Origin of the sequence: Silvibacterium acidisoli (assembly GCA_022870745.1) — a bacterium.
In the GTDB taxonomy this organism is placed as follows: Bacteria; Acidobacteriota; Terriglobia; order Terriglobales; family Acidobacteriaceae; genus Silvibacterium.
On sequence record CP085323.1, the window covers coordinates 795160 to 806145 of the forward strand.

The following is a 10986-nucleotide window of genomic DNA, read 5'->3' on the forward strand; positions in this document are numbered from 1 at the left end:
GAGACACGAGAACCCACCCAGTTTTCTTCTCAAGCCGCGTTTGGCTTGAGTAGGGAATCGCCAGCCCCAGGCACAAGAGCCGGAACATACAGTCGAAGAGAACCGCAGAGTCTGATAGGGTCGATCCCAACGATTTTTCGAAGGACTCTCTCGATGCGACAACTTCTTTCCCTGCCCCTCCTCGGACTTCTTGCGCTGCCATCGGCTGCGCAATCCACGCCTCCGCTCGATCCGGCGACCCGCCAGCTTGCCCACGATGTCTTCAAGCAACTCATCGAGATCAACACAACGGACTCCGTCGGCAGCGTGACCGAGGCCTCGAAGGTTATTCGCGAAAGGCTGCTGGCCGCGGGCTTTGCTGAGTCGGACCTGTATCTGGGCGGCCCGAATGACCGCAAGCAGAACCTGGTTGTCACCTATCACGGCAGCGGTGAAAAAAAGCCCATTCTCTTCATCGGTCATCTCGACGTCGTCGAGGCGAAGCGCTCCGACTGGACGACCGACCCGTTTCAGTTCGTCGAGAAGGACGGCTTCTACTACGGGCGCGGCACACAGGACATGAAAGAGTCAGACGCCATCCTCGTGACCATGCTCATCGAGATGAAGAAGCATGGCTACAAGCCCGACCGAGACCTGATCGTTGCCTTTACCGCCGATGAAGAAGTTGGGAAATCGAACGGCGTCGACTGGCTGATCAAGAACCAGCCGGAGCGGATGAAGGGTGAGTTCGTGCTCAACTCCGACGGCGGCGGGGTAGATCTCGAGAAGGGTAAGCCGGTCTCGGTGAACCTGGACGCCACGGAAAAGCTGTACGGGGACTACCAACTGACAGTGACGAATCCCGGCGGTCACAGCTCACTGCCAGTGCCCGACAATGCCATTTACCACCTGGCCGACGCGCTGGGCCGGCTGGAACACTACCAGTTCCCTTTTGAGCTGAATGCCGTCACGAAGGCCTACTTCGCCAAGATGGCCGAGCGCGAGACTGGCCAAAAGGCTGACGATCTGAAGAACATCGTCTCGGGCAATCCTGATCCGGCTGCAGTGAAGCGCCTCTCTGAAGGCAGCCCCGAATGGAACTCGATGATGCACACCACCTGCGTAGCCACGCGGCTTGAGGCCGGGCACGCCAATAACGCCCTGCCACAGCTGGCACAGGCCAACGTGAACTGCCGCATCCTGCCCGGCTATTCGCTGGAGCAGATCCGCCAGCAGCTGATCTCGATCTTCAACGACCCCAAGGTCACGGTGCGTTATATGAACGACGCGGGCGAGGTCTTCGACAAGGCTCCTGACCGCAAGCAGCTGCCTCCTCCGGCGGTAAACCCTGAAGTGATGGCTGCGATGGAAAAGCTTGCTGGCCAGATGTGGCCGGGAGCGCCGGTGATTCCGACCATGGCGACCGGCGCGTCCGATTCCGTCTACACCAACGCCGCCGGGATTCCCAGCTACGGCATCAGCGGGATCGCGCTCGAGACGAACGATGTGCGCGCGCACGGGCAGGATGAACGGGTACCCGTCGAGGCGTATTACCGGGGAGTGGCGTTTTATCTGGAGTTTGTGAGGATGCTGACCGGCAAACAATAAGAATTATTGAAGGATAACTCTTATTGCTCGACTGTTCTCTTGAGCTGCCCGCAGGCTGCGTAGATATCGCGGCCTCGCGGGCGGCGGATAAACGCCGGGATTCCGCGCTCGATGAGGTGCTGCTGGAAGCGGGCTACGTCATCCGGGTCGGGCATGGTGTACGGGATGGACGGGCCGGGGTTCCAGGCGATCAGGTTGACCTTGGCCGGGAAGTTCGCCCTCCTCAGCAGCTTCACCACTTCGCCGGCATGTTCGAGCTGGTCGTTGACGCCGCCCAGCAGCACGTATTCGAAGGTCACGCGCTCGCGCGGGCGGAGCGGCACCTGCCGCACGGCTTCGATGAGGTCGCCGATATCCCATTTGCGCGTGATCGGCATGACCTGCTCGCGAACGGTATTGTTCGACGCATTCAGCGAGATGGCCAGCTTGGGCCGGACTTTCTCCAGCGCAAATTTTTCGATGCCGGGGACAATTCCTGATGTAGAGACGGTCATACGCGACTCGGCGATACCAACTTCAGAAACCAGCAGCCGGACGGCATCCATAAAAGCGTCGTAGTTCAGGAAGGGCTCGCCCATTCCCATGAAGACCAGGTTGATGCGGTCGCGGCCGATCTTTACCTTGTGGCGGTCGAGCACGGCTACGACCTGCCCGGCGATCTCGCCTGCGCTCAAATTACGAATGATTCCCAGCTTCGCCGTCAGGCAGAACTGGCAGTTCACCGCGCAGCCGATCTGACTGGAGACGCAGATGGTCGCGTCGTGATGTCCTGCGAGTTCTTCTACCCCGGCTTCCGATCCATCTCCCTCTTCGCCATCGTCGCCTTCGGGCATCCAGACTGTTTCAACCGTCTGCCCGTCGCCGGTGGCGATGAGATAGCGTTCAGTACCGTCCACGGATCGGAAAGTCTCCGCGATGGTGGGTCTTCCGATGGAATATTCGGCTTCGAGGAGCTTTTCGCGGAGGTCTTTGGGGAGAGTCGATACGGCTGAAAGGTCGTTCTCCCAGCCCCGGTAAAGGGCTTCGGTGAGCTGCTTCGTCCTGTAGGCGGGGACGGAAAACTGCTTCAGTAGATCCGTAAGCTGCTCATTTGAAAGGCCAAACAGCGAACGGAGAGCAATCGGAGTCGATGGCGGTGCTGGAGCGTCTAAAATAGAGAGTAGGTTTTCCCTGCCAGACGTCATCGCTATACCGAATGTGGAGCCGTATCGCCAGCATAGCGCATGTAGCGCCACAGAGCGCGGCAGGCTCTTTTTCGAGCGCCGTGGCCCATAGAGAAGGGCACTTATCAACAAACTTATGGATCAAGAAAGAAATATTCGTCGCACAATTCTGCCGAACGGCCTGACCATCCTCACAGAAAAGATGAACCACATCCGTTCGGTCTCGATGGGGATGTGGATCCGGGCTGGCTCCCGGCATGAGCTGCCGCAGGTCAACGGCATTTCCCATTTCGTGGAACACATGGTTTTCAAGGGCACCAAGTCCCGCTCGGCGCAGATGATTGCCCGCGAGGTGGACGCGATCGGGGGCAATCTAGACGCCTTCACCGGTAAAGAGACGGTGTGCTTCAACATGAAGGTCCTCGACGAGCACGTGCCGATCGCGCTGAACGTGCTGTCGGACCTGGTGATGCACCCGGTCTTCGCGAGCGAAGAGATCGACCGCGAACGCGGCGTCATTCTTGAAGAGATCAAGATGGACGAGGACAACCCGGATTACCTGGTCCACGAGATTTTTACCCAGAGCTTCTGGAAGGACCATCCGCTGGGCAAACCGATCCTGGGAACGAAAAAGACGGTGGGCAGCTTCGAGCGCAATACCCTGCTCGACTTCCACGGCAGCAAGTTCCTGGGCGGCAACATGATCTTTTCTGCTGCGGGAAACATCGAGCATGACGCCTTCGTCGAGCAGGTTACTCGCCGCTTTGAATCGCTTCCCTCGGGCAAGAGCGTGGTTCCGGAGGCTCCCCCCAAGGCGAGCGCGCGGATCAACATGCGCAACAAGAAGTCGCTCGAGCAGGTGCAGCTTTGCCTGGGCGTTCCGGCTCCGCGCATGGCCGACGACTCGCGTTACGTCACGCTGATCCTGAATACGGTGCTGGGCGGCGGCATGAGTTCGCGTCTCTTCCAGACGATTCGCGAAGAACGCGGGCTGGCCTATGCCATTTACAGCGACCTGAATCCCTACAGCGATACGGGATCGCTCTGCGTTTACGCCGGAACCTCTTCGGATAAGGCAGTTAAAGTGGTCGACCTGGTCATGGCCGAGTTTGCCCGCCTGAAGAACGACCCGCTCCCGGAAGAGGAGCTGCGGCGTGCAAAGGATCAGCTGAAGGGCAACCTGCTGCTGTCGCTCGAAAGCTCGATGTCGCGCATGTCGAACCTGGCCCGTCAGGAGATGTACTTCCAGTACTTCTTCAGCCAGCAGGAGATCCTGGACCGCGTGGAGCAGGTGACCGCCGAACAGGTTCGAGAGGCGGCTAATACGCTCTTCCAGCCGGAAGTGGTGGCGGCGACGCTTCTGGGCAGGCTGGATGGGTTGAAGCTTACTCGCGATCACCTGGTTTGCTAGGGGTTAGGAACCAGGAATTAGGGATTAGGACCCGAACACCCCGTGGTTGTTTGGGTTCGTTCTTCCCACCCAAGCCAAGCTTGGATGGGGCACCCATTTTCGTGGCTGGTCTGGCGTTGTGAAAAGCAGGTTCCTCGCTTGGCTCGGACTGGAAAGCTTGCAGGGGAGCCAACGATACTCGTACCTTGCTCCCTGATCTATGTGCCCTGTTCCCTGTTCTTGAGCGTTTGGCTGGCATGCTGCGTCTTGATCCTTTAGGATTGCGTTGGGATGGACTACAAAATGATGCTCTCGATTGTTCGTAAAGATACCCGGAAACGGCGTGAAGCTGGCTTTACGCTGATGGAACTGCTGATCGTTATCAGCATCATGCTCATCCTCATGCTGATTGCCATTCCGAACTTCGCCGGCATGAAGATGAATGCCAACGAGACGTCGGCGATTCAATCGCTGCGTGCCATCTACGAAGCCCAGATTCAATTCCAGACCACCTACCCGGCCAATGGTTTTTCGTGCTCGCTGGCGGCGTTAGGCGGGGACCCGAAGAGTGGCGCTCCTACGCCGCAGTCGGCACAGATGCTTGAGGGCACGCTGGCTACCGGCCAGAAGAGCGGCTACACCTTCAACATCGTGAACTGCACCAAGGTCACGGTGAACAACCAGGATATGTACACGGGCTACGAAGTAACGGCGGTTCCGCAGGCAGTGGGCAAGACCGGCCATCGCGGATTCTGCATCGACCAGCAGGGCGCGGTCACGGCTGACCCGGCTGGCGGCACGAGCTGCACCCAGCCCCTGCAGTGAAAAAGCGTCTCCTTCTCCTATTGGCTTGCGGGCTGGTCCGTTTCTCCGGACCGGCCCAGCAGCCCTCGGCGACCGAGCTGGCAGCGAAGGTCGACCATCACTACAATTCTCTCCACTCTCTCGAAGTCCACTTTACCCAGCAATACGAGGGCATGGGCATGAACCGCCGCGAAGAAGGCGTGCTCCTGCTCAAGAAGCCCGGACGCATGCGCTGGACCTATACCAGGCCAGACGGCAAGCTCTTCCTCGTGGACGGCAAGTTCGGGTACTTCTATTCGCCGGGAGACACCGAGGTGCAGCAGGTTCCGGTGAAGAAGCTGGACGACATGCGCTCGCCGCTCAGCCTGCTGCTGGGGCATACGCAGCTGTCAAAAGAACTGACGGACCTGAGGATTGCTCCCGGAGCGGACGGCGCATACGCGCTGACTGGTATTCCGAAGGGCATGGAGAAGCGGGTGGCCTCGTTCGAGGTGACAGCGGCCGCGGATGGGACGATCCGCTCGATGCGCGTGGAAGAGACCGACGGCATCGTGAATACCTTCAGCTTTTCGGGTGAAGCGGTGAATCCCCCGGCGAAGGATTCGGATTTCGTTTTTCAGCTACCGGCGGGTGCGCACTTTGTTGAGGGGCTGCCTCCGGTTTAGAGGATTGGCAGCGAGAGATACTCGGCTGGCGTCACGATCCGGATACCAGCGTACTCGCCGAGGGTGAGCAGGTCTTTATCGCCGGTGACGAGCAATGAGGCAGAGGCTGACTCGGCACATTCCAGGACTTTGTTGTCATCCGGGTCGCGGCAGATATCCACTGATCCGCGCAACTCGACTCGGATTGCATTGCCAAACAGTGCGGGCAGGATACGAGCGGTCTGTTCACGGGTCCAGTTAAAGCTGCGTTCGAGGACGTGCGTCAGTTCTTCTTCGAGTTCCGTTCCGATTGCCAGGGTGTCGGCTTCAAGGGCGCGCTTGACCGCCTGATAGACGGTTCCTTTCCCTTTCGAAAAGACGAGCGCGGGGATCAGGACATTCGTGTCGAGAACAACGATCATCCAGCGGCCCGGACTTTATGCTCCTGTTTCGCATCTCGTTCCGCGCGAACTTCTTTGAGCAGCCGGGGAATGTCTTCTTCGGTGTAGCCGCGGGGATTTGCGCCAGCTCCGATTGCCACCGCAGCTTCCAATGCTTTAACGGCCCGCGCGGCGCGATAGGTACGGAAGGCTTCGCGGAACAGGTCGCTCATGGTGCGGCTTTCGGCCTCCGCGATCGCCTCGGCTTCTTTCGCCAGTTCCGGCGGGAGGCTGATGGTGTAGACCCGGGATTTGCGCGTGGCTGGCATTTGCTTGATTTTACGCTGTAATGGATTCCATTACACTAACTTCGTTATGAAGATCCTTTCTCTCGCTAAGTGCTGCGCCATATTTGCCTTGCTCGCGACAGGCTGTCGTTTTGCCGGGTATGCGCAGGAGCCGCATTCCGGTCCGTGGGTTTACCAGGACGGCCTGACGAAGGAGAACCTGCGCGGGATTGTGAATGTGGGCGGTGGGATCGTGTGGGCAAGCGGGGCGCATGGCATTGTCCGGCGGACTGAAGATGCCGGGTATATGTGGCAGTCGTGCTCAATGCCTGCTGGTGCGGAGGATTTGGATTTTCGTGGGATTCAGGCTTGGGATGAGAACAATGCCGTGGTTATGTCTTCGGGTCCGGGGGATCAGTCACGGATTTATAGGACTACGGATGGATGCCAGACCTGGAAGGTCGTTTTTACGAATCCCGATAAGGACGGGTTCTGGGATGCGATGGCATTTTGGGATAAGCAGCATGGCGAAATCATCGGAGATCCTGTAACCCGACCGCAGCTTGAAGGAGGGGTGGTTACTGCCTCTTATCCTGATTCTCCTGGGAATTATCCGCAGGACAAAAGAGCACCTCTGTTGGAAAAGAAAACAGAAACCAGGTTTGCGGTATTTGTTACTTCGGACGGCGGTGCGACGTGGAAGGAAGATCAGGGAGCGTTTTTTCAAAGTGACCCTCACAGATCAGGTGCTTTCGCCGCCAGCAATTCTTCTCTAGTCCGGCGTGAGCAATCAGGCTGGTTTGGCATCGGTGGTCTGGATGGCAGCTTCATTTATCGCGGAGTAGATGCGACTGACGTAATGTCGTTCGACGGGCTCTTCTGGGAAAAGAAGCCTGTGCCCATTTCTGGTGGCACGGAATCGGCTGGAGTGTTCTCTGTCTCGTTCGCTGACGGGCAGCACGGCATCGCTGTCGGCGGGGATTACAAGAAGCCATCCGCGACTGCTGGCACGGCGGCCTGGACGGCGGATGGTGGCATGACGTGGACGGCTGCGGTGCGGCCTCCGCATGGGTATCGGTCTTCAGTTGCCTGGGATGCTGCGGCGAAGGCGTGGATTGCGGTTGGTACGAACGGGTCGGATATCAGTTATGACGATGGCCGGACCTGGGTTCGGCTCGATGACGGTAATTGGAATGCCTTGAGTCTGCCATGGGTGGTGGGTCCGGATGGGCGGGTGGCTCGGCTGGGTAATCTGCCTCGGCGGAAGTAGTCTGCTCAGCGGCTGAAGCCGTTTCTTTCCTGCCTCTTTCGGCACGGCTGAAGCCGTGCCCTGTTACAAAACGGGCGGATTCGGCATTTCTCTTCTCTATACATTCGGAGTTGCCATGCCGGGTGCCCCATCCGAGCTCCGCTTGGGTGGGGTATAACACCATACCCCATGCAAAACGCTTGTCATTCCGAGTGAAACGAGGAACCTCCTGTTGGAGGTATTGGCGGAAATGAAGAAAAAGCAGATTCCTCACTGCGTTCGGAATGACAATTTCTGAAATAAGAGAAGAATCGTTCTTCCCACCCAAGACGATGAGACTGTCTTGGATGGGGCACCCGTTTTCGTGGCTGATCCGGCATGGTGAAGGGCAGGTTCGTCGCTTGCCTGGATTGACAGGCGCGGGAGGATCGCGAATCGAGCTCCCTGCATCCGGCTGAATCGAGAGCCACCGCTGACGCCTCCGGGGCGTTTTTGGGGTTCGACTGCACTTGAACGGATCGCTGGTTGCCTGCGTCTATCGATTGCCCCAAACTGGTAACCTGAAATAGACCCATGGCGGAATTTGTTATCAAACTGGCCGACGAGCGCGGCCGCGTGCAGGAGCAGGTACACTCAGCGGCCACGGCCGAGGAGTTGCGGCACCGCTTCGTGCAGGGCGGCTACTATGTCTATTCGGTCAGGCCCAAGGGGCTGACGGGCGCGCGGCGTAAGGTGAAGCTGGAAACCTTCATCATCTTCAACCAGCAGCTGCTGACGCTGATCAAGGCCGGTCTGCCGATTCTTGGATCGCTGGAGATGCTGGCCAAGGGACAGAAGAATCCGGCGTTTTCGAGCCAGTTGCTGAACGTGGCGCAGCGGGTGCGCACCGGCGAGTCGATTTCGGCGGCCTTCGAGGCGCAGGGCGGCTTTCCGGTCATTTACACGACGACGCTGCTGGCCGGCGAGCGAAGCGGCAACCTTGAAGAAGTGCTGGGACGTTTTCTTTCCTTCCAGCGCATTTCGCTGAGCTTTACCAAGAAGCTGAAGGCCTCGCTGATTTACCCGATGTTGCTGATCTCGCTGGTCTTCGCGCTGTTCATCTTCCTGATCACCTTTGTCGTGCCCCGTTTTGCCACGCTTTACGAACAGCTTGGAACGAAGCTGCCCAGCCTGACGCTGGCGCTGCTGGCGGTCGGCAATGGCGCGCAGCACTACTTCTTCTACGTGGTTCCGGCGCTGGCGTTGATCGTTTTCCTGATCTATCGGTGGAGCAAGACCGATCGCGGTGCTGATCGCATCGACGGCATCCGCATCAAGATGCCGCTGTTCGGCATGATCTGGCTGAAATACCAGGTGGCTTTGTTCTCGCGTACGCTTTCGACGCTGCTCTCGGGCGGTTTGCCGCTGGTGCCTTCGCTCGAAACAGCGGCGCGGTCCATTGCAAGCAAACGGATTGCGAAGGCGGTTTTTTCTTCGGTGACGAGCGTGCGCGAAGGCAAGGGCCTGTCTACGAGTCTTGAAGGCACGAAGGTTTTCCCCCCGCTTTCGGTCGAGATGATCGAGGTGGGTGAGTCGACCGGCGCGTTACCGCAGATGCTGAACTCGGTGGCTGAATTTTATGAAGAAGACGTTCAGACCGCGCTGACTGCGGCCATGGCGCTGATCGAACCCGCCATCCTGATCGTGATGGGCGTGGTGGTCGTAGTTATTCTGATTGCGCTGTATCTACCGATTTTTTCTCTCGGAAGTGCGAGCAACTTCCAGCACTAGACGCAGGTTGAGGACTTTATGGCACAAGCACCTTTATTAACGCTGCCAACGACGGAAGATGAGACATCGCGGGCTATTTCCCTGGCGCAGCGCTATCGCTGCGAGTATGTGGACCTGAAGAACTTCCGCATTCAGCATGAGCTTTTCAAGAGCGTGCCAGTGGATATGATGTTTCGCTACAACTTCGTTCCGCTGGAGCAGGACGAAGAGCGGCTGGTGATTGCGGTGAGCGATCCGAGCCGGCTGATGGTGATTGACGAGATCAGCGGACTGCTGGGACGCCGCATATCCACGCGGGTGGCGACGCTGACCCAGATCACCGACCTGCTGAAGAAGACGGAGCAGTCGCAGCGCGTACTCGATGAGGCGTCGGAAGGCATGACCTTCGACGTGGTGTCGTCGGAGGATAACCAGGACGAGACCATCTCCATCGAGAAGCTGACGATGGAAGAGGACATCAGCCCGATCATTCGACTGGTGGACACGACCATCTTTACTGCTCTCGAACGGCGCGCCTCGGATATTCATATCGAGACCAACGACGACTCGCTGGTCGTCAAATACCGCATCGACGGCGTGCTGCAGATGGCCATGGCGGCGATTGCGCGCGAGCACCACTCGACGATTCTTTCGCGTATCAAGGTTATGAGCGAGCTCGATATCGCCGAGCGCCGCGTGCCGCAGGACGGACGTTTCCGCGTGCGCTACAAGGGACGTCTGATCGACTTCCGTGTCTCGATCATGCCGACGGTGCATGGCGAAAACGCCGTGCTTCGTGTGCTCGATAAAGAGTCGATGAGCGAGAAGTTCCACAACCTCACACTCGATGTGGTCGGGTTCCACGAGGACGACCTGCGGCGCTTCCGCCGGTATATCCGCGAGCCTTATGGCATGGTGCTGGTGACGGGTCCGACGGGTTCGGGTAAGACGACGACGCTTTATGCGGCGCTGAACGAAATCAAGAGCTCGGAAGACAAGATCATCACCATCGAGGACCCTGTCGAGTACCAGATTCGCGGCATTACGCAGATTCCGGTGAACGAGAAGAAGGGCCTGACCTTTGCGCGCGGACTGCGCTCAATTCTGCGCCACGACCCGGACAAGATCCTGGTCGGTGAGATCCGCGACCAGGAGACGGCGCAGATCGCCATCAACTCGGCGCTGACCGGCCACCTTGTGTTCACGACCGTCCACGCGAACAACGTGGTCGACGTGCTGGGACGCTTTCTGAATATGGGCGTTGAGGCCTACAACTTCGTTTCGGCTCTAAACTGCATTCTGGCGCAACGCCTCGTCCGTACGATCTGCGAGCACTGCGTGCGGACGGTGCATTACGACGACGAGACCCTGAACCTGAGCGGCCTGAATCCCGATGAATGGCGCGGCTTCGAGTTCCGCGAGGGCGTGGGATGCATCGAGTGCGGGGGAACGGGTTATCGGGGCCGTACGGCGATCCACGAATTGCTGGACCTGACCGATCCGATTCGTGAAATGATTCTGGAGAAGAAGCCCAGCTCGGAAGTTCGGCGGCTGGCACAGCAGGAAGGCATGCAGTTCCTGCGTGAATCGGCGATTGACCGCGTGCGGCGCGGCTTTACGACACTCAAAGAGATCAACAAAGTTACCTTTATCGAGGCATCGCGCTAGTGGCTATATCGCTGGGATTTCTGTCACCCAAAACGCAGCACCGACCGCAGCTGGCCTGCGAGATC

General features: G+C 58.6%; 10 protein-coding genes. 7 read left to right on the forward strand and 3 right to left on the reverse strand.

Annotated features, from left to right (window positions below):
• Nucleotides 1-153 precede the first annotated feature (153 nt).
• Nucleotides 154-1587: a M20/M25/M40 family metallo-hydrolase gene (locus LJD29_RS03335; protein WP_446744340.1), complete on the forward strand. Its 1434-nt coding sequence runs from the start codon at nucleotides 154-156 to the stop codon at nucleotides 1585-1587.
• 20 nt (nucleotides 1588-1607) lie between these two features.
• On the opposite strand, the gene rlmN is transcribed toward LJD29_RS03335, so the two are convergent.
• Nucleotides 1608-2771, reverse strand: coding sequence for a dual-specificity RNA methyltransferase RlmN (gene rlmN / locus LJD29_RS03340; RefSeq protein WP_446744341.1), 1164 nt, complete (start codon nucleotides 2769-2771; stop codon nucleotides 1608-1610).
• 115 nt (nucleotides 2772-2886) lie between these two features.
• Here rlmN and LJD29_RS03345 point away from each other — a divergent pair, with 115 nt between their 5' ends.
• From LJD29_RS03345 to LJD29_RS03355, 3 genes are all read left to right on the forward strand, one after another.
• Nucleotides 2887-4161, forward strand: coding sequence for a M16 family metallopeptidase (locus tag LJD29_RS03345; RefSeq protein ID WP_446744342.1), 1275 nt, complete (start codon nucleotides 2887-2889; stop codon nucleotides 4159-4161).
• Nucleotides 4162-4431: 270 nt separating this feature from the next.
• Nucleotides 4432-4965 carry a type IV pilin protein gene (locus tag LJD29_RS03350; RefSeq protein ID WP_446744343.1) on the forward strand — a complete coding sequence of 178 codons (534 nt, stop codon included), beginning with the start codon at nucleotides 4432-4434 and terminating at the stop codon, nucleotides 4963-4965.
• Nucleotides 4962-5609, forward strand: coding sequence for a LolA family protein (locus LJD29_RS03355; RefSeq protein WP_446744344.1), 648 nt, complete (start codon nucleotides 4962-4964; stop codon nucleotides 5607-5609). The genes LJD29_RS03350 and LJD29_RS03355 overlap by 4 nt, the downstream gene beginning before the upstream one ends.
• Here LJD29_RS03355 and LJD29_RS03360 read toward each other — a convergent pair.
• A complete protein-coding gene (locus LJD29_RS03360) occupies nucleotides 5606-6010 on the reverse strand; it encodes a putative toxin-antitoxin system toxin component, PIN family (protein ID WP_446744345.1) in 405 nt (134 codons plus the stop codon). The two genes, LJD29_RS03355 and LJD29_RS03360, sit on opposite strands and share 4 nt — an antisense overlap.
• On the reverse strand, nucleotides 6007-6297 hold the full coding sequence (locus LJD29_RS03365; protein WP_446744346.1) for a ribbon-helix-helix protein, CopG family: 291 nt from the start codon (nucleotides 6295-6297) through the stop codon (nucleotides 6007-6009). The genes LJD29_RS03360 and LJD29_RS03365 overlap by 4 nt, the downstream gene beginning before the upstream one ends.
• On the opposite strand from LJD29_RS03365, the gene LJD29_RS03370 reads away from it, so the two are divergent.
• The 3 genes from LJD29_RS03370 to LJD29_RS03380 all read left to right on the forward strand — a co-directional run bounded on the left by LJD29_RS03370 (nucleotide 6287) and on the right by LJD29_RS03380 (nucleotide 10921).
• The gene (locus LJD29_RS03370; RefSeq protein ID WP_446744347.1) at nucleotides 6287-7525 is read left to right on the forward strand and encodes a WD40/YVTN/BNR-like repeat-containing protein; all 1239 of its coding nucleotides are present in this window, start codon (nucleotides 6287-6289) and stop codon (nucleotides 7523-7525) included. The two genes, LJD29_RS03365 and LJD29_RS03370, sit on opposite strands and share 11 nt — an antisense overlap.
• A 552-nt stretch (nucleotides 7526-8077) precedes the next feature.
• On the forward strand, nucleotides 8078-9274 hold the full coding sequence (locus tag LJD29_RS03375) for a type II secretion system F family protein (RefSeq protein WP_446744348.1): 1197 nt from the start codon (nucleotides 8078-8080) through the stop codon (nucleotides 9272-9274).
• An 18-nt stretch (nucleotides 9275-9292) separates the two neighbouring features.
• Nucleotides 9293-10921, forward strand: coding sequence for a GspE/PulE family protein (locus LJD29_RS03380; protein ID WP_446744349.1), 1629 nt, complete (start codon nucleotides 9293-9295; stop codon nucleotides 10919-10921).
• The last annotated feature ends 65 nt before the right edge of the window (nucleotides 10922-10986 follow it).